The organism is Cupriavidus sp. SIMBA_020 (genome assembly GCF_046535395.1).
GTDB classification, from domain to species: domain Bacteria; phylum Pseudomonadota; class Gammaproteobacteria; order Burkholderiales; family Burkholderiaceae; genus Cupriavidus; species Cupriavidus campinensis.
In genome coordinates this window covers 43,852-65,258 of sequence record NZ_JAWRWU010000012.1, presented here as the reverse complement: position 1 = coordinate 65,258, position 21,407 = coordinate 43,852, and the positions used below count along the sequence as shown (strand labels likewise).

Annotated in this window: 19 protein-coding genes; 11 read left to right on the top strand and 8 right to left on the bottom strand. The window is 68.7% G+C overall.

Annotated features, from left to right (window positions below):
* Positions 1-4: 4 nt before the first annotated feature.
* Complete coding sequence (locus SB751_RS21175; protein WP_250025624.1) at positions 5-904, bottom strand: CheR family methyltransferase; 900 nt, start codon at positions 902-904, stop codon at positions 5-7.
* Entirely contained in the window at positions 901-4,065 is a 3,165-nt protein-coding gene (locus SB751_RS21170; protein WP_410748516.1) for a response regulator, read from the bottom strand. Before SB751_RS21170 ends, SB751_RS21175 begins: the two co-directional genes overlap by 4 nt.
* Before the next feature lie 200 nt (positions 4,066-4,265).
* On the opposite strand from SB751_RS21170, the gene SB751_RS21165 reads away from it, so the two are divergent.
* Positions 4,266-5,123 (top strand): DUF3626 domain-containing protein, encoded by an 858-nt coding sequence (locus SB751_RS21165; protein WP_410748515.1) that lies wholly within the window; start codon positions 4,266-4,268, stop codon positions 5,121-5,123.
* Here the strand turns inward: SB751_RS21165 and SB751_RS21160 are convergent, their stop codons facing one another.
* Complete coding sequence (locus tag SB751_RS21160) at positions 5,124-5,771, bottom strand: hypothetical protein (protein ID WP_144197667.1); 648 nt, start codon at positions 5,769-5,771, stop codon at positions 5,124-5,126.
* Positions 5,772-5,788: 17 nt separating this feature from the next.
* Positions 5,789-7,183 (bottom strand): selenium-binding family protein, encoded by a 1,395-nt coding sequence (locus SB751_RS21155; RefSeq protein ID WP_211944172.1) that lies wholly within the window; start codon positions 7,181-7,183, stop codon positions 5,789-5,791.
* A 265-nt stretch (positions 7,184-7,448) separates the two neighbouring features.
* On the opposite strand from SB751_RS21155, the gene SB751_RS21150 reads away from it, so the two are divergent.
* Positions 7,449-8,897 carry a catalase gene (locus SB751_RS21150; protein WP_144197665.1) on the top strand — a complete coding sequence of 483 codons (1,449 nt, stop codon included), beginning with the start codon at positions 7,449-7,451 and terminating at the stop codon, positions 8,895-8,897.
* Positions 8,898-9,010: 113 nt separating this feature from the next.
* Positions 9,011-9,517 (top strand): ankyrin repeat domain-containing protein, encoded by a 507-nt coding sequence (locus SB751_RS21145; protein WP_144197822.1) that lies wholly within the window; start codon positions 9,011-9,013, stop codon positions 9,515-9,517.
* A gap of 25 nt (positions 9,518-9,542) precedes the next feature.
* Here the strand turns inward: SB751_RS21145 and SB751_RS21140 are convergent, their stop codons facing one another.
* Positions 9,543-10,301 carry an SDR family oxidoreductase gene (locus tag SB751_RS21140; protein ID WP_410748536.1) on the bottom strand — a complete coding sequence of 253 codons (759 nt, stop codon included), beginning with the start codon at positions 10,299-10,301 and terminating at the stop codon, positions 9,543-9,545.
* Between the two features lie 232 nt (positions 10,302-10,533).
* Here SB751_RS21140 and SB751_RS21135 point away from each other — a divergent pair, with 232 nt between their 5' ends.
* The 3 genes from SB751_RS21135 to SB751_RS21125 all read left to right on the top strand — a co-directional run bounded on the left by SB751_RS21135 (position 10,534) and on the right by SB751_RS21125 (position 12,966).
* Positions 10,534-11,997 (top strand): MFS transporter, encoded by a 1,464-nt coding sequence (locus tag SB751_RS21135; protein WP_211944171.1) that lies wholly within the window; start codon positions 10,534-10,536, stop codon positions 11,995-11,997.
* A 301-nt stretch (positions 11,998-12,298) separates the two neighbouring features.
* Positions 12,299-12,598, top strand: a complete 300-nt coding sequence (locus SB751_RS21130) for a DUF4258 domain-containing protein (RefSeq protein WP_092293694.1) — start codon at positions 12,299-12,301, stop codon at positions 12,596-12,598.
* 26 nt (positions 12,599-12,624) lie between these two features.
* Positions 12,625-12,966: a hypothetical protein gene (locus tag SB751_RS21125; protein WP_144197663.1), complete on the top strand. Its 342-nt coding sequence runs from the start codon at positions 12,625-12,627 to the stop codon at positions 12,964-12,966.
* 18 nt (positions 12,967-12,984) lie between these two features.
* On the opposite strand, the gene SB751_RS21120 is transcribed toward SB751_RS21125, so the two are convergent.
* The 3 genes from SB751_RS21120 to SB751_RS21110 form a co-directional block, all read right to left on the bottom strand.
* Positions 12,985-13,947 (bottom strand): D-2-hydroxyacid dehydrogenase family protein, encoded by a 963-nt coding sequence (locus tag SB751_RS21120; RefSeq protein WP_144197662.1) that lies wholly within the window; start codon positions 13,945-13,947, stop codon positions 12,985-12,987.
* Between the two features lies 1 nt (position 13,948).
* Entirely contained in the window at positions 13,949-15,319 is a 1,371-nt protein-coding gene (locus SB751_RS21115) for an MmgE/PrpD family protein (RefSeq protein ID WP_144197661.1), read from the bottom strand.
* Between the two features lie 74 nt (positions 15,320-15,393).
* Positions 15,394-16,368 carry a Bug family tripartite tricarboxylate transporter substrate binding protein gene (locus SB751_RS21110; RefSeq protein WP_144197660.1) on the bottom strand — a complete coding sequence of 325 codons (975 nt, stop codon included), beginning with the start codon at positions 16,366-16,368 and terminating at the stop codon, positions 15,394-15,396.
* Between the two features lie 307 nt (positions 16,369-16,675).
* Here SB751_RS21110 and SB751_RS21105 point away from each other — a divergent pair, with 307 nt between their 5' ends.
* The 5 genes from SB751_RS21105 (at position 16,676) to SB751_RS21085 (ending at position 21,406) form a co-directional block, all read left to right on the top strand.
* Positions 16,676-17,548, top strand: a complete 873-nt coding sequence (locus tag SB751_RS21105) for a metal-dependent hydrolase (RefSeq protein ID WP_144197659.1) — start codon at positions 16,676-16,678, stop codon at positions 17,546-17,548.
* Positions 17,548-18,381 carry an ABC transporter substrate-binding protein gene (locus SB751_RS21100; RefSeq protein WP_144197658.1) on the top strand — a complete coding sequence of 278 codons (834 nt, stop codon included), beginning with the start codon at positions 17,548-17,550 and terminating at the stop codon, positions 18,379-18,381. Before SB751_RS21105 ends, SB751_RS21100 begins: the two co-directional genes overlap by 1 nt.
* A gap of 77 nt (positions 18,382-18,458) precedes the next feature.
* Complete coding sequence (locus tag SB751_RS21095) at positions 18,459-19,514, top strand: GGDEF domain-containing protein (RefSeq protein WP_144197657.1); 1,056 nt, start codon at positions 18,459-18,461, stop codon at positions 19,512-19,514.
* 235 nt (positions 19,515-19,749) lie between these two features.
* Positions 19,750-20,070: a hypothetical protein gene (locus tag SB751_RS21090; RefSeq protein ID WP_313818944.1), complete on the top strand. Its 321-nt coding sequence runs from the start codon at positions 19,750-19,752 to the stop codon at positions 20,068-20,070.
* Between the two features lie 79 nt (positions 20,071-20,149).
* Positions 20,150-21,406 carry a helix-turn-helix domain-containing protein gene (locus tag SB751_RS21085; protein WP_313818946.1) on the top strand — a complete coding sequence of 419 codons (1,257 nt, stop codon included), beginning with the start codon at positions 20,150-20,152 and terminating at the stop codon, positions 21,404-21,406.
* Position 21,407 lies beyond the last annotated feature (1 nt).

Genomic DNA, 21,407 nt, shown 5'->3' with positions numbered 1-21,407 from the left:
TCCTTCACAGCTTGCGGTACAGCCGCTCGCGCGGCACCAGTGGCTCGAAAGCCCCGGCGTGGGCGCTGAAGTGCAGGCTCTCCTTGCTGCCCAGCCCCAGGAAGCCGCGCCGCGCCAGCGCGTCGTGGAACAGGCCGATGGCGCGGTCCTGCAGCGCACGGTCGAAATAGATCAGCACATTGCGGCAGGAGATCAGCTGAGCCTCCTGGAACACGCTGTCGGTGGCCAGGCTATGGTCGGCAAACACCGACTGGCGGATCAGCCCGGCGCTGAACTTGGCCTTTCCATAGGCTGCATGATAGTAGTCCGAGAGCGAGCGCCGCCCGCCCGCCGCCAGGTAGTTGGCGCCGAACGCCCGCAGGCGCCCCGCATCGTACACACCCGCCCGGGCGATGGCCAGCGCGTCAGGGTTGATGTCGGTGGCGTAGAACACCGTACGCTCGGCCAGCCCCTCCTCCTCGAACAGGATGGCCAGCGACCACAATTCCTCGCCGCTGCTGCACCCGGCCACCCAGACATTGACCGACGGGTAGGTCTGGAGCACCGGCACCACGTGCTCGCGGATGGCACGGAAGTAGGAGGGGTCCCGGAACATCTCGCTGACCTGCACCGTCAGGTACTGCAGCATGCGCGCGAACAGTGCCGGGTCGCGCAGCATGCGGTCCTGGAGTTGCGACAACGTGGCAAAGCCCAGGTCGTGCAGCGCCTGCTGCAGCCGCCGCCGCACCGAGGCCCGCGCGTAGTGCCGGAAATCGTGCTGGTACTTGCGGAAGATCGCCTCCAGCAGCAGTTCCAGCTCGATCTCGAAATTGGCGTCGGGCAGCGCCGTCTCGCCGCGATCCACCACCGGCACGGGCAGCGGTAACGACAGCGGCGGCAGCGGCGCGGTGTCCGGGGTCTTCAACTTTCGTGGAGCCATACGCGGCACAGGGACAGCAGTTGATCCACATCAATCGGCTTGGCGATGTAGTCGTTCGCCCCGGCGCGCAGGCACGCCTCGCGGTCGGACGGCATCGCCTTGGCGGTCAGCGCGATGATCGGCAGCCGCCCGTACTCGGGCATCTGGCGGATATGGCGCATGGCCGTGATGCCATCCATCTCCGGCATCATGATGTCCATCAGGACGAGGTCCACGTCCTTGTGGCGCGCCAGCATGTCCAGCGCCTCGCGCCCGCTGCGGGCGATCTCCACGGTGGCCCCGAGCGGCTCGATCACCTTGGACAGCGCGAAGATATTGCGCGCGTCGTCCTCCACCAGCAGCAGCTTGCGGCCGTCGAAGGCGTCGTCGCGGCTGCGCGCGGCGCGCAGCATGCGCTGCTGCTCGGGCGGCAGCTGGGACTCCACGCTGTGCAGGAACAGCGTCACCTCGTCCAGCAGCCGGTCCGGCGAGCGCGCGCCCTTGATGATGATCGACTTCGAATAGCGGCGCAGGCGCTGCTCGTCCTCGGCCGAGAGCTGCCGCCCGGTGTAGACGATGACCGGCGGCATCTGCCCGGCGCCATCGCTGGCCATGTGGGCCAGCAGGTCGTGGCCGGTGCCGTCCGGCAGCACCATATCCATCACCACGCAGTCGAACGCGGCGCCGGCCAGCGCCTCGCGCGCGCCGGCCACGCTGCCGGCGGTAACGATCTCGGCCTGGACCGACTGCAGCAGCGCGCGGATGCTCTCGCGCAGCGCCGGGTCATCTTCGATCACCAGCACGCGGCGCTGGCCCGGCGCCATGCGCGCCTCCAGCCCCCGCATCGCCTCGGCCAGCTTGTTGCGCTCGCTCGGCTTGAAGGTGTAGCCGATGGCGCCGCGATGCAGCGCCGCTTCGGCGTGGTCGCTGACCGAGATCAGGTGCGTGGGGATGTGGCGCGTGGCCGGGTCGTGCTTGAGCCAGTCCAGCAGCGTCAGGCCCGACTGGTCTGGCAGCGCCACGTCGAGCAGGATGCCGCAGGGCTGGTGGTGGCGCGCCAGCTCCAGCCCGTGGCTCGACGTGGTGGCGTGGATGCAGTCGAAATCCAGCTCGTGGGCGAGGTCGTAGAGGATGCCGGCGAAGTCGATATCGTCTTCCACGACCAGGATCAGGCGATTGCCGCGCGTGCGATGGTCGCGGTCGTCGGCAATCGGCTGCGGATAGCCGGACGGCGATGGGCCCGGCCCGCCTTCGGACGCCTCCGGGGCCGGAATCGGCGCGGGCCGTGCCATGGGCGGCAGCGGCATGGCCTGCGACGGCGGGGCCTGAACCCGCTCGGGGGCGGCCGGCGGTGTGACCAGCCCGGCCTGCGTGGCGGCATCCGCCACCAGCGTGCGCGGCACGGTCAGCGAAAACACGCTGCCCTCCCCCGGCTCGCTCGCCACGGCAATCGCGCCGCCCAGCAGCCGCGCCAGCTCGCGCGAGATCGACAAACCCAGCCCGGTACCGCCGTAGCGGCGGCTGGTGGTGCCGTCGGCCTGCTGGAAGGCTTCGAAGATGACCTGCTGCTTGTCCTTCGGGATGCCGATGCCGGTGTCGCGCACCTCGAAGCGGATCGCATCGTCGCCCTGCGCGACCAGCGCCAGCGTGACCGAGCCCTTCTCGGTGAACTTGAAGGCATTGGATAGCAGATTCTTGAGGATTTGCTGCAGGCGCTGGCTGTCCGTGACGATGGCGTCAGGCAGGCCCGGCATCCGCTCCACGCGGAAGGCCACGCCCTTCTGCTCGCCCACATGGTCGAACATCTGCGAAATCCGGGCGGTGAAGGTGTCCAGTTCCACCGGCTCCGGTTCAATCGTCAGATGGCCGGCCTCGATCTTGGAGAGGTCGAGGATGTCGTTGATCAGGTTCAGCAGGTCGGTATTGGCCGCGTGGATGGTGGCCGCGTAGCGGACCTGCTCGTCGGTCAGCGTGCCGTCCTTGTTCTCCTGCAGCAGCTTCGCCAGGATCAGCGCGCTGTTCAGCGGCGTGCGCAACTCGTGCGACATATTCGCCAGGAACTCGCTCTTGTACTGGTTCGAACGCTCCAGCGCCCGCGCATTGGCGGCCAGTTCGGCCTGGAAGGCGAGCATCTCGCGCTTCTGCGTCTCCAGCCGCTGCGTGTGCTCCTCCAGCTGGACGTTGGTCTGTTCGAGTTCCGCCTGCTGGGTTTCCAGCCGCGCCTGGGAGTCCATCAGCGCGCGGCCGCGCTCCTCCAGTTCCTCGTTGGAGACGCGCAGCTCCTCCTGCTGGACCTGCAGTTCCTCGCTCTGGCGCTGGGTCTCGCCGAGCAGGTGCTCCAGCCGGCCCCGGTAGCTCGCGGCGCGCAGCGTCATGCCGACTGGCTCACCGATGCGCTCAAGCAGTTCCACCACATCGGCAGTCCCGCGCCGGGACGTGATAAAGCCCAGTTCGATCACGCCGACGACCTCGCCCTCGGCCGTCAGCGGCGCGGCCACGATCTCGGTGGGGCGCGTGCGGCCCAGTGCGGAGGCCACCGGCAGATAGTCGGCCGGCAGCCCGCCCACGGCGATCACGCGGTTCTCGGTCACGGCCTGTCCGGCCAGCGTCTCGCCGGGCGCCAGCGTGGCCGGCGCGCGGTCCGCATCGGCCAATGCCCAGGTGGCCAGCCGGTGCAGGTTGCCATCCACGCACTGATAGACCACGCCCACGTGGGCATCTAGCGCCTGCGCCAGCGCGCGCACCAGCGCATCGCCAACATTGCCGGCCGACTGCGCCGAGCGCACCTCCTGGTGAATCCGCACCTGGGCCTGCTGCACCCACATCAGCCGCTGGATGGCGCCCTGGCCCACCAGGTAGCGGTAGATCACCACGGCCAGGAACCAGTTCACCAGCAGGCCGATGGAGCGGTTGGTGATGGCGACGACGGGCGCGGCGCCGGGCGGCGAGACCACGTAGCCAATCGCCAGCAGTACGGAGCTGACCGCCGCGGTGATCAGCGGCAGGCGCGGGTTGTCCGAATAGAGCGACAGGCAGATCGGGATCAGGTAGAACAACCACGCGGCCAGGCCGAGCGGCGTGAACGCGTCCGCCGCGAAGACCACGGCAAGCGAGACAGGCACCAGGATCGTGCCAAACAGGAAGCGTTGCAGGGAAGTCGGTTGCATACCGGCAGGATCGATGGGATGAAAGCGGGCGGGCGCGGCGGCAGGCGTCCCGGCCCCCCGCCAGCAGGGATGCCGGCCAGGGCGCTTTATCGTACCGTGCGACGGGCGCCGTGGCTGTCGGTGTCGCGCCGACAATTGCTGCACCGCAGCGCCGCTACAATCGGCCGATCGCCGCCTTGCCGGCACCCCCGGATCCGCCAATGTTCCCGGACGACCCCGCCGCCCACGCCTTGGCCCATGTGGCCGCGCGCAGCCACGGCGCGCCGCTGCACCCAGACTGGCGCGTCACGCTCAATTTCCACCCGGACCGGCTCCACGCCGGCGTGCCGCTGCTCGCGGCCATGGCCGCCGACGGCGTCTATCGCTCCCAGTTCGAGACCGGCACCAGCAACGGCGGGCTGACCGCCCACCCCGACGGGGACCGCTGGCACTGGGAAAGCCGCATGTTCGGCCAGGCCTACGACGCCGCGCCGCCGGCCGACCGCCCCAAGTACGGCGCGCTCAACCATCGCCATCGGCCCGAGGGGGGCTCACCACGCTTTGGCGCCTGCCATCTGCGGCTGGCGGCGGGCGTGCTGGCGCGGACCACCTTCTGCTACCCGGACAGCGTGTTCGATCCGGTGCATTTCGGCGTGGCCGAACGGCTGGATCTGGTAGACCGGCTGCGCGCCGCGCCGCCGGACGATCCGCTCGACCACTATATAGAAGCGCATGTACACGGCCCGCTGGTGCTGGCGCGCGACGTGGAGGCGCTCGTGCTGGACCCGTCGTACCGGGGCACCGAGACCGAGACGCTGGCCCGCGCCCTGCCCTGCCCGGTGGCATGGCATGCGGGTTTCTCGGCAACCGCCGATGACTTGCGCGCCCAGCCTGACTATCGCGGCGCCCACATCGCCGAACTGGCCGCGACACTGGCCGCGACACTGGCCGCGACACTGGCCGGCAGCGAGCCGCTCACCCCGGCCACGATCGGCGCCGCCGCCCGCACGGGCCGTCACGATCCCCAGCACTTGAAGAAAGTCTGGCACTTGCTGGCGCGCTTCGGCAACCGGAATTGATCACAGCACCAGCAGCACCACCCCGCAGAGACCCAGCGCGGCGGTCCAGATCCAGTCCAGATTGACCCAGCCGGTGCGCAGGAAGGCCACGCCGACGCGATCGTAGACCACCAGCGCCACGGCGCAGATGGCCGCGAGCATCGCCGCCGTGTGCAGGCCCAGCGCCAGCATGGCGGGACCGAGCGCGCCGGCGGCGTCGAACTGGGTGGCCCCGGGCGTGGCGCAGATCGGCATCAGCGCCGGCACCAGCATCAGCCCGGCGCCGTGCATGCCGGCCATCAGGAACGACCAGCCCGCCAGCCCCAGCATGCCGGCCCGCATGCCCACGCGCGGGCGCATACGGTGCCCGCGCGCCACGTGCCAGATCGCCCAGCCCAGCAGCACCGCGCCGGCCACGCGCGCGAAGCCGGTGTGCGGCAGCACGCTGCCCAGCCAGAGCGCCACGCCCACGGCCAGCGCCACCGCCGCCGCGTGGCCGAGCGCAATCGGCACCAGCGACCACAGCACCACGCGGCGCTGGCCCCGGTGCAGGCCCAGCGCCACGGCGAACAGCCATCCCATGGCCGGGTTCAGGCCGTGGAACAGGCCCAGCGCGGCAATCGTCAGCCATGGCCACCACGCATTCCATGTTGCGGTCCATGTCTGCATGCGCCCCCCCGGGAAGGCTAGGGAAAGCAGTAGGAATCCGACGAGCAGTCGCCGCCCTGCAGGCGCACCTGGTGCGGACGATGGCTCTTCGGCCAGTCGAGGAAGAAGCGCGGGTCGAAGGCGATGCCGCCGTCGGGCGCGGCATCGAGCTTGACCATCCAGCCGTCCAGCCCCTCGGGGTAGAACTGCGGATCGACCGCACCATAGAGCGAATTGGTGAAATAGACGCGCCGGCCGTCCCGGCTGACTTCCACCATCTGCGGGCCGCCGTTCAGGCTTCGGCCCGGCGCGCCCGGATGCCCGGCCCGCGAGACGATGCCGCCAATCCGCACCTTGCCGGTGAGTTTCGGGGCGAAGGGGTCGGAGACGTCGTACTGGAGCAGATCCCCGGTGCCCCAGCAGGACACGTAGAGGAAGCGGTCGTCCATCGACAGGTCGATGTCCGTGACCAGCGGCGGCACGGCGCCGAAGCCCTTGAGCATCGGCGGGAGCTGGTCCGGATCGGCCGGCTCGGCAGGGATGTCAATGATCTTCTTGACCGCCCACTGGTCGCCATCGCGGTACCAGGTCCAGATCGACGAGGACAGGTCCTTCAGGCACAGCACGCAGTTGACGAAACCGTACGCCTTGGTCGGGTTGTGCGCGGGGCGCAGTTCGAAGACCAGTTGGTAGTCCGGGCCGAAATCGATCTCCTGGAGGTGCCTGCGGCCGGTGAAATCCCAGAAATGGAGCTTCCGGCCGTAGCGCGCGCCGAGCAGGATGTCGGCGACCAGGCCGTCCTCGATCATGTCTGGCGTGCCCCACTCGCTTGTCACGAGCGTGTCATAGCCCAGGTGCCACCATCCGTCATAGGCGAAATGCTGGGGACCGCGCTCCACCTCCCATTGGCCGAGCGGGTCGAAGCTCTGGGCGTCCAGCATGGCGATGCCGCCCGGGCCCTTGCCTTCGGCGTTGCCCAGCGCCGTCACGTAGATGCCGCCCGGGCCGCAATGCACCGTGTGGGGGCGGCTGTAGCCGGTGCGCTCGGCCAGTTCCTCGGGCTCGATCACCCGGCAGATGGCCGGCTGGCGCGGGTCCGGGCCGGTATCGAGGATATAGATACGGGAGGAACGCAGGCCCGGCACCACGAGATAGCGCCGTGCCATATGCGGGTGGGGCGCGTTGGGACACAGGCAGGATGAGCAGGCATTCCAGCCGAAATGGTGCAGTTCGTCGCCGGCATGGGTCATGGTCACCTGCCCGACGATCTGCGCGTACGTGGCCGAGCCGGGGTCCACGTCCACCACGGCGATACCGTCCGGCTGCTGGCGCCCGGGGTCGAACATCGCCACATAGGCCAGGGTCTCGGGCGGCGCCTTGGCGGCCAGCCGCGGAGACGGGTAAAAGCTCGGGTCGGGCTTCCAGGTGGCCATGATTCGCCTCCGGTGGACTGCGGGCTTGAACTATAGGACATGGCCAGCCCGTGTGACGTCCATGATCCTTGGGTTCAAACGTCCTATCCCAAGGTGTTATGGCGGGTATCTGCCCTTTATCGGCACGATAGCCGTTCTCCGAAATCGCTGACATCGCGTTCGAATTGACTGACCCCTATCGCCGTTATTGATCAATACGATATGACTTGGTGCCGTCGTTCTGCGATAGTGCTTTTCAACACCCCCTGCCCACAAAGGAAATGTCATGAACAAGCTTACGACCGCTTTCGGCGCGCCCGTCGTCGACAACCAAAACATTCAAACCGCTGGTCCGCGCGGCCCGGCCCTGTTGCAGGACGTATGGTTCCTGGAAAAGCTGGCCCACTTCGACCGCGAGGTGATTCCCGAGCGCCGCATGCACGCCAAGGGGTCGGGCGCCTACGGCACCTTCACCGTCACGCATGACATCACCCAGTACACGCGCGCCAAGCTGTTCTCTGAAATCGGCAAGAAAACCGAGCTGTTCCTGCGTTTCTCGTCGGTAGCCGGCGAGCGCGGCGCGGCCGATGCCGAGCGCGATATCCGTGGTTTCGCGATGAAGTTCTATACCGAGGAAGGCAACTGGGATCTGGTGGGCAACAACACCCCGGTCTTCTTCCTGCGTGACCCGCTGAAATTCCCCGACCTGAACCACGCCGTCAAGCGCGACCCGCGCACCGGCCTGCGCAGCGCCGACAACAACTGGGACTTCTGGACCGGCCTGCCCGAGGCGCTGCACCAGGTCACCATCGTCATGAGCGATCGGGGCATCCCCAGTTCGTGGCGCCACATGCATGGCTTCGGCAGCCATACCTATAGCTTCATCAACGCCAACTACGAGCGCCACTGGGTGAAGTTCCACTTCCGGACGGAGCAGGGCATCCAGAACCTGACCGACGCCGAAGCCGCCGAGGTGACCGGCCGCGACCGCGAGCACCACCAGCGCGACCTGTACGAAGCCATCGAGCGTGGCGAGTTCCCGCGCTGGAAGCTGTACATCCAGATCATGACGGAAGCCGAGGCGGGCAAGTACCGCGTCAACCCGTTCGACCTGACCAAGATCTGGTCGAAGAAGGACTTCCCGCTGATCGAAGTGGGCGTGATGGAGCTGAACCGCAACCCCGAGAACCATTTCGCCGAGGTGGAGCAGGCCGCGTTCGCGCCGTCGACCATCGTGCCGGGCATCGGCTTCTCGCCGGACAAGATGCTGCAGGGCCGCCTGTTCTCGTATGGCGACACCCAGCGCTACCGCCTGGGCGTGAACCATTCGATGATCCCGGTCAACTCGCCGAAGGCCGCCAAGTTCGTGAACAGCTATCACCGCGACGGCCGCATGCGCATCGACGACAACCAGGGCGGCAAGACCTCCTACGAGCCGAACACGCGCGGCGAGTGGGTGGAGCAGCCGGACTTCCGCGAGCCGCCGCTGACGCTGGAAGGCACCGCCGACCACTGGAACCATCGCGTGGACGACGACTACTTCTCGCAGCCGGGCGACCTGTTCCGCCTGATGACGCCGGCCCAGCAGCAGGTGCTGTTCGATAACACGGCCCGCTCCATCAAGGGCGTGTCGCGCCATATCCAGCAGCGCCATATCGAGCACTGCACCAAGGCCGACCCGGCCTACGGCCAGGGCGTGGCGGCCGCGATCGAGCGGATCGAAGGCCAGAAGTAAGGAGCAACCGGGCACTCCGGGGCTGCGGCCCCGGGGTGCCCGGATACCGCAAGGCAGGACAACAGGAAAGCGCCATGGACCAGACATCGACCCCACCCACCCCCACCGGCACCATGACGGCGGAAGAGGAATCCCGCATGGTGGCCGCACTGGGCGAAGTATTCGACCTCGCGCGCCAGGGCGACGCGTCGGCGCTGGGGGCGCTGATCGCGCGCGGCATGCCGGCCAACCTGCGCAATGAAAAGGGCGACAGCCTGCTGATGCTGGCCGCCTACCACGGCCATGTGGATACCGTGCGCGCCCTGCTCCAGGCCGGCGCCTCGCCGGATCTGCGCAACGCGGCCGGCCAGACGCCGCTGGCGGGCGCCGCGTTCAAGGGCTATACAGAAGTGATTGAAGCGCTACTTGCGCACGGCGCCGATGTGGAAGGTGCCTCGCCGGACGGCCGCACCGCGCTGATGACGGCGGCGATGTTCAATCGCACCGACATCGTCGATCTGCTGATCGCGCATGGCGCCAACCCGGACGCGCGCGACCATCGCGGCTTCTCCGCCGCCGACGCCGCCGCCTTCATGGGCGCGGGCCGCACGGCTACCCATCCGGGCGGGCCGCGCCACTAGGCGCTTTCGGGCAGGTCAGGTCGGCTCAGCCACGGCCGACGAACGGCATCTTGGTGGCCATCACGGTCATGAACTGCACATTGGCCTCCAGCGGCAGGTTGGCCATGTGCAGGACCGAACTGGCGATGTGCGCCACATCCATCAGCGGTTCCGGGCGAATCTCGCCATTGGCCTGCGGCACGCCGCGCGCCATGCGGTTGGCCATGTCGGTGCCGGCGTTGCCGATGTCGATCTGGCCACAGGCGATGTCCCAGGCGCGGCCATCGAGCGACAGGCTCTTGGTCAGCCCCGTGATGGCGTGCTTGGTGGCCGTATAGGGCACCGTGTTCGGGCGCGGGGCGTGGGCCGAGATCGACCCGTTATTGATGATCCGCCCGCCGCGCGGATCCTGTGACTTCATCAGCGCGAACGCGCCGCGGGCGCACAGGAAGGCGCCGGTCAGGTTGGTATCGACCACGGCCTTCCACTGCTCGACCGACAGTTCATCGATGGAAATGGCCGGGGCGTTGATGCCGGCGTTGTTGAACAGCACGTCCAGCCGGCCAAAGCGCTCGCGCACCCGGGCGTAGAGCTGGTCGACCGACGCCGGGTCGCTCACATCGCACTGCACGGCCAGCGCGGTCTGGCCAGCAGCGGCGGCCTCGGCGGACAGCGCCTCGAGCGTGGCGGCGGTCCGGCCGGCCAGCACCACCTGGTACCCATCGGCCAGCAGCGCCTGCGCCACGGCCTTGCCAATACCCCGGGCCGCGCCCGTGACCAGTGCGACTTTGCTTCCGTGCGTCATGCCTTGGGTCATGCCTTGTCTCCTGTTTTTCACAACCGCCGATGATAGTCCGCCGCGCCTGAAAATGCCTTGAGAGCCATTCCCGGCGTCGCATTTCGATCATGATCTAAAGATATAACAACAAAGCATTTGGCCGGCGGAGCGGCTTCCCGTAGCATTCGGCAGTCTTTTCTTGCGGACAGGGCCGGTTGCGCCCGGTCCACGCGCAATTTTCTTTCAATCGCCCCCAATCATGTCTGCCGATCTTGCTCTGTCGCCCGCCGCGACGCAGGCCGCCGCCCCGGCGGCCGCGCCCGCCCGTGCGACCATCCGTTCCGCCGCCGATGTGGCCAAGCTGGTCAACCAGGGCGGCGCCGCCGTCAGCAATGCCCGCATCGTCGTGGCCATCGCGCTGGGCGGCATCTTCCTCGATGCCTATGACCTCGGCGCCCTGGCCTTCGGCCTGAAGGACGTCACCCGCGAATTCAACCTGTCGCCCGCCGGCACCGGCATGGTGGCGTCGGCCATCACGTTCGGCGCCATCGTCGGCGCGTTCCTGGGCGGGTATTTCACCGACCGCATCGGCCGCTACCGCGTGTTCATGGCCGACATGGTCTTCTTCGTCGTGGCCGCCATCGCCTGCGCGCTGGCCCCGAACGAATATGTGCTGGCCGGCGCCCGCTTTGTCATGGGGTTGGGGGTCGGCATCGACCTCCCTGTCGCCATGGCCTTCCTGGCCGAGTTCTCCAAGCTCCAGGGCAAGGGCAACAAGGCGTCCCGGGTGGCCATGTGGTGCCCCACCTGGTACGCGGCCATCTGCGTGTCCTATCTATTAGTGCTGCTCTGCTACTCGGTACTGCCGGAATCGCACAGCAACCTGCTGTGGCGCATCATCCTCGGCTTTGGCGCCGTACCGGCGCTGGTCATCATCGCCGTGCGCAGCCGCTACATGAGCGAATCGCCGGTGTGGGCCGCCAACCAGGGCGACCTGGAAGGCGCCGCCAAGATCCTGCGCCAGTCCTACGGCATCGACGCCGTGGTGGCCCCGGACGCCGTGGCCGAGCCGCCCAAGCGCCCCGCCTCGTGGCGCAACTACGGGCTGCTGCTCAAGGGCGTGTACGCGCGCCGCACGGTGCTGGCCACGGTGATGTCGATTGCCTCGTCGTTCGCCTATAACGCCGTGGCGTTCGGCCTGCCGGTGATCATCGCCAGCTTCCTGGCGCAGTCGATGCTGACCACGATCCTGGTCTCGCTGGCGCTGAACCTGCTGTTCGCCTTCGTCGGCGGCCTGATTGGCGTGCACCTGGTGCCGAAGACCGGCGCCTGGAAGCTGACCGTGACCGGCTACGCCTTCCAACTCGCCGCGCTGATCGGCCTGGCGCTGGTCGGCAAGCCCCACGGCGCCCCCGAGGTGGTCGCCGCCATCGCCTTCCTGGCCGTGTTTCTGCTGGGCCAGGGCTTCGGCCCGGGCGCGCACACCATGACCTATGCCTCGCTGAGCTACCCGACGTCGCTGCGCGGCGTGGGCGTCGGCTTCAACCAGACGCTGATGCGCGCCAGCTCCACGGCATCGCTGTTCCTGTTCCCGGTGCTGGCCGCCGCGCTGAGCACCAAGGTGTTCTGGGTCATCGCCCTGGCCCCGCTGGCCGGCCTGATCGCCCTGCTGGCCATCCGCTGGGAACCGGCCAACTACGACGTAGACGCCGAAGACTTCTGATCCGCCGATCCGCCCGCCGATGGGGAGCCGGTAGGTTCCCCACAGGTCTGCGCCAAAAAGAAACCCCACGCTTGAGAGAGCGTGGGGTTTTTACATTTTGGACACACACCGTGGGGTGTTGCCGACAGTGGGCATAGTGGCCATTGCCCATATTTTGTATATACGACAATATGCCAACACAGCATCACTTCAAACCAGATCATTCCCAAGAAATCGCGTAAAACGCGACGCCGCGCCCCCTGACCACACGGCTAACTCGCCCAACAAGCGTATTGCCGTATATACAAATAGGGGGTAGCATTTGAAGATCGTCATCTCACCAGCCATCGCAAAGAAGCTTGTGGCGAAGCACGGCGGCATTCGCGATGTGGAGATCCGGCAAGCCTTTGCAAACCGGGTGGGGCAGATCCTCGTGGATGACCGCGAGGAACACGCCTCGGACCCGCCCACGCACTGGTTCTGCGCGAAGACGGACACTGGCCGCATGCTCAAGATCGTCTACGTCAGAAGGGACGACACTATTTTTCTCAAGACCGCGTATGAACCGGCACTGCCCACCGTGGCGTTCTACCGGCGCATGTGCCTGGCCGGGCGGTCATGAATCAACCTTTGCAACAGGAGTAGCACATGAGCAACGCCAAGAAAATTCCGGGAACCGTCGAAGCGTGGGAGCAGGGTGACCTCGGGGAGGACGAGGCACACGCCGTCGTCGCACCCGACGAATCCGCGGCACTGGACCGGGCGCTTGGCCTGCAGGCAGTGTCGATCCGCCTGCAAAAATCGCTGATCAGCGATTTCAAGTTCCTCGCCGAAGAGCACGGCATGGGCTACCAGCCGCTCATGCGCGAGGCGCTGCGCCGCTTTGCGGAAGCAGAAATGAAGCGCCTCGCGGTCAAGTACGCCAACGAACGCCGGCGTGGCGCGGCCGCGCAGGGAGACAGCAAGCCCAAGCGGCCGAAGGCAGCCTGACCGACGTTTGACGCCGCCCTACGACCGGCCTTGCCCCTCCAGCCACGACCCCAGCGTTCCGACCACGCCCTTGGCGAACATCGTGAACACCGGCTCGCTGACAAACCCCACGTGCGGCGTAACAACCACATCGGTACGGCCGCGCAACGGGTAATCGGCGGGCACCGGCTCCTCGTCGAATACGTCCAGCGCCGCCATGGCCGGGCGATGGCGGTCCAGCGCGCGTGGCAGCGCTTCCATGTCGATCAGGGCCGAGCGGGAGGTGTTGACCAGCAGCGCGTCGGCCCGCATCAGTGCCAGCCGCTCGGCGTTGATCAGCCGCGTGGTTTCCGCCGTCGGCACCAGGTGCAGACTGACCACACGCGAGGTGGAGAGCAGCGCCTCCAGGCTCACCGCCGTCACCCCCTCCGCCGCCGCGCGCTCGGGCGTCATGCGCGGGCTCCACGTCACCACTTCCATGCCGAGGGCCTTGCCGACGCGCGCCACGCGCTTGCCGATCTCGCCCAGCCCGATCAGGCCCAGCCGCTCGCCGTGCAGTACGCCGGGCAGCGGCAGCGCCTCCGCAGGCCGCCAGCCGCCGCGCCGCATCGTCGCCATCTGCATCTCCAGCTGGCGCGTGGCCGCCAGAATCAGCGCCCACGTCATCTCGCAGGTGCTTTCCTTGGACGGCCCCCATTCCGTATTGGCGACGGGGATGCCGCGCGCGCGCAGCGCTTCCACGTCGAGCGTGGTGTTGCGCGTGCCGGTGAAGACCACGTAGCGCAGCCGCTCGGCCTGCTGCAGCGTGGCGGCGTCCAGCGGCGTGCGGTCCCGCACCAGCACCAGCACCTCCGCCTCGCGCAGCACGGCGGCCAGCGCGTCCCCGCGCAGCGGGGCGTGGTGGAAGACCACGTCCGCCTGCGCCTGGATGGCCGACCAGTCCGCCAGCCGGGTCAGGGCGCGCTCGTAGTCGCCCAGTACCGCAATCCGGGGCCGCGCCATGTTACGGACGCGCCAGCGCGGTGATGGTGCCGACGTTGGCCGTATCGCCCAGCTTCCAGCAGGCATCGATCAGCTTGCCCACCTGCGCCGCGCCGAGCACCGGGTCCGCCAGCGCGTGGAACTTGGCGTCCAGGTTGGCATCGGTCATCGGGCGTTGCAGCGAGCCGATGGCATGCTCCACCGTCACCGCGATCTCACGGCCGTTCTTGAGCACGGCCTTGACGATGGAAGCGGCCTCGTCGACGTTCGCGTCGGCCGTCGCCACCACCTTGCGGCGCAGCGCCACCACGTCCTCGCGGGTGACGATGTGGTCCGAAAACTCTTCCTCGCCGGCGCGGCCGAAGATCAGGCCCGCCGCGCAGCCGTGGTAGACGCTGAACTTGGCGAGCAGGCCGTCGCTCGGCTCCTTCTTGCCGGTCAGCTCCAGCACCAGCGGGTGCACGCGCAGCTCGATGCGCTCCACGTCCCCGGCCTTCACGCCCTGCTCGCGCAGCTGCACGCAGGCGTCGATGCTGGGGTGGATCACGATGCCGCAGGCAAACGGCTTGTAGGTGTTGAACGAGATCTCGAAGCGGCTGCCCAGTTCGTCGGTAATCTCGTTCCAGTCGGTCTTGGCCGAGATCACCTGCATGAAGCCGCGCGGCGCCTCCAGCGCCTTCGCGCTCGAGGTATAGCCGTGCCGCGCCATCAGCGCCGACATCAGCCCGGCGCGCGCCGCGCCGCCCGGGTGGAACGGCTTGGTCATGGTGCCGAACTGCTCGCGCAGGCCCACCGGCTGGGAAGCGGCGATGCCCAGCGCCATCGTCGTGCGGTCCTCGTCCAGCCCAAGCAGGCGCGAGCAGGCCGCCGCCGCACCCAGCATGCCGGTGGAACCGGTGATGTGCCAGCCACGGTCGTAGTGGTCCGGATACATGGCGTTGCCCACGCGGCAGGCCACGTCGATGCCCAGCACCACGGCATCGGTCACGGCGCGGCCGCTGGCGCCGGTGTGCTCGGCCAGCGCCAGCACGGCGGAGGCCACCGGGCCGGCCGGGTGGATGATGGTCTTCAGGTGCGTATCGTCGAAATCGAACGTATGCGAGGTAATGCCATTCACCAGCGCGGCGCTGGCCATGTCCACCTTGTCCCGGCGGCCCAGCACCGTGGCCTGCGGCGCCGGCTGGAGTTCCGCCACAGCGGCCAGCGCGGCCACGGCGGACTCATGCCCGGCCGCGCCCACGGCGCAGCCCAGCCAGTTCATGAAGGTGCGATGGGCTTCGTGGTCCACCTCGCGGCTCCAGCCTTGCGACGGATGCGTGGCCACGAACTTGCCGAGGATGCGCGTGACCGGCGGGGCGTTGTGATCGGCGGCGACATGGGTATTGCGTGCCATGGGATAGGGGTCCTTGTTCAGTGAATCGAGAGATCGAAAAATGGGGGCTGGCGGGCGGGCAGCCAGCGAGCCGGTCAGGTATCGAGATGGATGCCGCGTTCCTTGGCGAGCTTGCTCCAGCGGTTCACCTCGTCGGCGATATAGCGGCGGAACTGGTCGGGCGTCATCGGCGTGGGCTGGAGCGCCTCCGAGGACAGCTTGTCAGCCAGGTCCGGGCTCTTGAGCACGGTGTTGAGCGTGCTGTTGAGCCTGGCGACGACATCGGCAGGCATGCCGGCCGGGCCCACCACGCCGTACCACTGCTGGGCGTCGAAGCCCTTGAGCCCGGCTTCCTCCAGCGTCGGCACGTCCTTAAGCAGCGGGTGGCGCGCATGGCCGGTCACGGCCAGCGGCTTCACGCGGCCCGAGCGGATATGCGGCAGCGCGGCGGAGAGCCCCGGGAACATGGCCTGCGTCTGCCCGCCGATCAGGTCGTTGAACGCCGGGGCGATGCCCCGGTACGCCGCATGCGTCATCTTCACGTTGACCTGCTGGGCGAACAGCTCCATCGACAGGTGCGTGAGCGAACCCGGCCCAGCCGAGCCATAGGCCACCGCGCCGGACTTCTTCGCATAGGCGATGAACTCGGCCAGCGTGGCCGCCGGCACGCCAGCGCCAACCACCAGCACATTGGGCGTGCCGCCGATCATGCCGATGGCGGTGAAGTCCTTGAGCGGGTCGTAGGGCACCTTGCGGGTGGCCGGATTGGTGCCGTGCGTGGCCACGTAGCCCTGCATCAGGCTGTAGCCGTCCGGGGTGGCCTTGGCGGTCATCTGGCAGGCGATCACCCCGCCCCCGCCGGCCTGGTTCTCGACCACGATGGACTGGCCGAGCACGCGGCCCCAGCGGTCCGCCACGGTGCGGCCGATCAGGTCCGAGCCGCCGCCGGCCGAGACCGGCACCACGTAGCGCAGCGGCTTGTTGGGAAACGGGTCTTGCGCCTCGGCAAAGCCGGGCAGGGCGAGCAGCATCGCGCCAGCCTTGAGCAGGCTGCGGCGGGTGGCATTCATGTCTCCTCCACTTGCATGGCACCGCAGGAAGCGTCCCGGGTGCTTTTTTTTCGGGATGGGGCCGATGGCCGGCGGGGCCGGCTCTGGGCTGAACGCATCATGGACGCCCGCCGCCCGTCTGTGAATTGCAAATTTCCTCTCAATTGATGCATGATATGCATCAATACGGCGGCGTCATGGTGCGCCCCGAGTTGACACAGGCCGGCCGCCTGCGAATACTCCACCTCGCCAGCCCGCGCCCCGGTTCATGGGTGGCAGGGTTCGAGACGTCATTCACCGCTGTCACACATCCAAAGCAAGGACGACCATGAAAAGACTCCGCACGCTCCTCTGTGCCGCCGTGGTGGCGGGACTCGCCGGTTGCGCATCGACCCTCTCCGGCACCGGCGCCGACGCGCCCAAACCCACCGCGCCGGGGCAGATCGCCGCCGGCAAGACCGAAGTGCTCTGGCTCGGCCAGGCCGCCATGCGCATCACCACGCCGGGCGGCAAGGTCATCATGATCGACCCCTGGCTGACCGGGAACCCCAAGACGCCGGCCAACTTCAAGCAGCTGGGCGCGCTCGGCAAGGTGGACCTGATCCTGGTCACCCACGCTCACGGCGACCACCTTGGCGACGCAGCGGCGCTGGCGCAGCTCAACAACGCGCCCATCTGGAACGGCGGCGGCATGGGCCAGACCCTGGTCGCGCTGGGCATGGTCCCGGCAACGCTGTCGCAGCGCTTCAACAAGAGCGGCACGGTGGCGCCGTTCGGGCCGCAGGGGCCGAAAATCACCGCCGTCCACGCCGAGCACTCGTCCGAACTGGTCTGGAAGAACCCGGCCACGAACAAGGATGAAGTGCACTACGGCGGCGAACCGGTCGGCTACATCATCGAGATGGAGAACGGTTTCAAGGTCTGGCACATGGGCGATACCGGCCTGTACGGCGACATGCGCATGATTGGCGAGATGATCAAGCCGGACCTCGTGCTGATTCCGATTGGCGGGCACTTCACGATGGGGCCGAAGGACGCCGCCGTGGCCGTGCGCGACATGATCAAGCCGAAATACGCGATCCCGATGCACTACCTGACCACGCCGCAGTTGGCCGGCACGCCGGCCCAGTTCACGGCCGCGCTGGGGGTCACGGGTACGCAGGTAATCGTGCCGGAACCGGGCCAGAAGGTGGACTTCTGATGAACCGGACGCGACGCCTGATTGGCACTGCCGGCGCTGCCGGCGCGGCAGCCATCGCGCTGGCGCTGGCCGGCTGTGCCGCGCCGGGAGCCACAGGCAACCCCGATGCACGCGCCGCCGCCACGGAACTGGGCGGCACCGGCAAGCTGCGCGCCGCCATCAACCTGGGTAACCCGATCCTGGCGGGCCGGGCGGCCAACGGCGACCTCCAGGGCGTGTCCGTGGACCTGGCCCGCGAGGCCGCGCGCCGGCTGAACCTGCCGCTGGAACTGGTGGCGTTCCAGTCGGCGGGCAGCGTGGTGGAGGCGGTGAAGGCGCGGCAGGTCGATCTGGCCTTCGTCGCCATCGACCCGGTGCGCGCGGCGGACATGGAATACACCGCGCCGTACGTGATCATCGAAGGCGCCTACCTCGTGCGTAACGACGCCGCGCTGCAGCGTAACGAAGAGGTGGACCGCCCCGGCACGCGCATCGTGGTGGGCCGGGGCAGCGCCTACGACCTGTTCCTCACGCGCGAGATCAAGGCGGCCACGCTGGTGCGCGCGCCCACCTCCCCCGCCGTGACGGACATGTTCCTGGCCGAGCGGCTCGACGTGGCGGCCGGCGTGAAGCAGCAGCTGGAGGCCGACGCGCGCCGCGTGGGCGGCGTGCGGCTGCTGCCGGGCCGCTTCATGGTCATCGAGCAGGCCATGGGCGTGCCCAAGGGGCGCACCGCCGCCCGCGCGTGGCTGAGCGGCTTTATCGAGGAGATGAAGGCCAGCGGTTTCGTAGCGACGGCGCTGCAACGGCACCGCATCGAAGGGGCGGGCGTGGCGCCGCCCCGGCAGCCCTGACGCTATCGCCAGTTGCTATCGGCCTTAATCGATTCCCCACATAATCCCCGGCTTCCGCCACCGCCCTTTCCCTCCCCATGAGCCAGCCCGAACAGCCAGACCAGCCCGAACACCCGCTCCAGGCCGCCTTCCTGCGCCACGAACAGTCGCTGGCCCCGGCCGGACGCATGGTCGGCGAGGACGACAGCGCCGTGTACCGCACGCTGCTGGAGTCCACCAAGGCCATTCCGTGGAAGATCGACTGGGCGACCATGGCGTTCGCCTATATCGGCCCGCAGATCGAGGCGCTGCTCGGCTGGGCGCCGTCGTCCTGGAAGACCGTCAACGACTGGGCCGACCGCATGCACCCGGACGACCGCGAGGCCGTGGTGAACTTCTGCGTGGCGCAGTCGCAGGCGGGCACCGACCATGAGGCCGACTACCGCGCGCTCACCCGTGACGGCGGCTATGTCTGGCTGCGGGATGTGGTCCATGTGGTGCGCAAGCCCGGCGGCGAGGTGGAGTCGCTGATCGGCTTCATGTTCGACATCAGCGAACGCAAGCGCACCGAGGAACAGCTCGCCCAGTTGCAGAAGGAGCTGGAGCGGCTCTCGTTCACGGACGGGCTGACCGGCGTGGGCAACCGGCGCATGTTCGACACCGTGGTCGAACGCGAATGGGCCGCCCTGCAGGACGCCGGCAAGCCGCTGTCGCTGATCCTGATGGATGTGGATTTCTTCAAGGCCTACAACGACTACTACGGCCACCTGCAGGGCGATGACTGCCTGCGCAAGGTAGCGGCGCTGCTGGCCGAGGCGGTGGGCGCCGGGCATTTCGTGGGTCGCTTTGGCGGCGAGGAGTTCGTCGCGGTGCTGCCCGGCATCGACGCGGACGCGGCCGTGGCGATTGCCGAGCGCTGCCGCACGAGAATCGCCGACGCGGCCATCCCGCACCTGCGCTCCCCCTACGAGCAGCGCGTGACGGCCAGCTTCGGCGTGGGCACCACCCTGCCCGCGCCGGGCGCGGAACCCACCGCCTTCATCAACCTTGTGGACGCGCAGTTGTATCACGCCAAGGACAATGGCCGGAACCGCATCGCCGCCGTGGATCGGGCTGGCATGCAGGGCGAAGGCTTCCGGACGCACTCGCGCTGAACCCCGCCTGATCTACCCCCCCGCGGGGTCAGTGATCAGGTGTTGGCGCGCGGCCATCGGCACGCGCCGCACCTGTTGGCCGGCACCCGCCAGCCTGGCCCCCGACAGGGGGAATTTGCGCCAGCTACGGCACATTCGGGCGGATTTTCGATTGGCACGGCCCCTGCGTAGGAAGGGAGGAACGCGCGATTGCGTTCCTGGCCCTTCCTACCCTGTCCCAATCGGAGTTAGTCCCATGTCTTACCGCTTTCTTCCCTTTCTCGTCGGCGTCGCCATCGCAGCCGCCCTTGCCTCCCACCTTGCCCAGGCCGCCAGTCCGCGTGACAGCCAGTTCGCCGGCGACAAGTACGGCTACAGCTTCCGCATGGATTCGCGCGATGTGTACAGCGATGGCGCCCGCGGCCGTTTCGACGTCTACAGCGACGGCGCCCGCGACGTGACACCGCCCTCGCGCGACCAGGACAACTCGCGTTTCCTGTCGGGCATGGACCGCCGCGGCGTCTCCGCCGAGCCGTCACGCCAGTTCGACGTCTACACGGATGGCGCGCTGGCCTGACTGCCCCCCGCCTGCGCCGGCGGCTTGCGTGACTTGCGTGATAGTGTGCCGTCCATGACCCATTTCCCGGCGGAACTGGATGGACGCACTGATTACCGCCGCCGCGCGGGCGCTGGCGGCGGGTGACCCGCTCGGCGCGCTGAACCGCGTGGCCCTGCGTGACGACGCGCCGGCGCTGGCGTTGCGCGGCATCGCCATGGCCCAGCTTGGCGATCTCGCGCGTGCCCGGCTGCTGGTGCGCCGCGCCGCCCGGGCCTTCGGCCAGAAAGAGGCCGTGGCCCGGGCGCGCTGCGTGGTGGCCGAGGCCGAGATCGCGCTGGTTTCCCGCGATCTCGGCTGGCCGGCCAAGGCGCTCGGCGCCGCGCAGGCTACGCTGGCGGCGCACGGCGACCTCGCCAATGCCGCCCACGCCCGGCAACTCGAAATCCGCCATCTGCTGCTGATTGGCCGGCTCGACGCCGCCGAAGCCGCGCTCGCCACGCTCGATCCCACCCCCTTCCCGCCTGCCTCGCGCGCCGCGCACGAGCTGATCGTGGCCGGCATCGCCCTCCGCCGGCTGCGCACCCAGGCCGCGCGCGAGGCCCTCGCCCGGGCCAGCCGCGCCGCGCACCAGGCCGCCATTCCCGGGCTCCTGGCCGAGGTCGAGCAGGCCGTCCGGCTGCTGGACGCCCCCGCCGCCCGGCAGATCGCGCCGGACAGCGACCGGCCGCTGCGGCTCGCCGAGGTGGAGGCGCTGCTGGCCTCCAACGCGCTGGTGATCGATGGCTGCCGCCATGTCGTGCAGGCCGGCGGCACGGCCATCTCGCTGGCGCGGCGGCCGGTGCTGCTGACGCTGGCGCGGGCCCTTGGCGAAGCGTGGCCAGCCGATGTGCCCCGGGACACGCTGATCGCCCGCGCCTTCCGCACCCGCCATATCGACGGCTCCCACCGCGCGCGGCTGCGCGTGGAAATCGGCCGGCTGCGCGCGATGCTGGGCGCGCTGGCACGGGTGGAAGCCACGCCGGACGGCTTCGCGCTGGTACCGCTGGTACCACCGGTGTCGCTGGTGTCGCTGGTGTCGCCCCCCGCCCAGCCGGTGGTGGTGCTGGCGCGGCCGGTCGAGGAAAAGCACGGCGCCGTGCTGGCCTTGCTGGGCGATGGGGAGTCGTGGTCCAGCTCCGCCCTCGCCCTGGCGCTGGGCGCCAGCCAGCGCACCGCCCAGCGCGCGCTGGACGCGCTGGCGGCCGATGGCAAGGTGCAGGCGTTCGGCCGGGGCCGCGCCCGGCGCTGGCTGAGCACTCCCGTGCCCGGATTCACGACGACCTTGTTACTCCCCACGCCGCTGCCGAATCACTAGG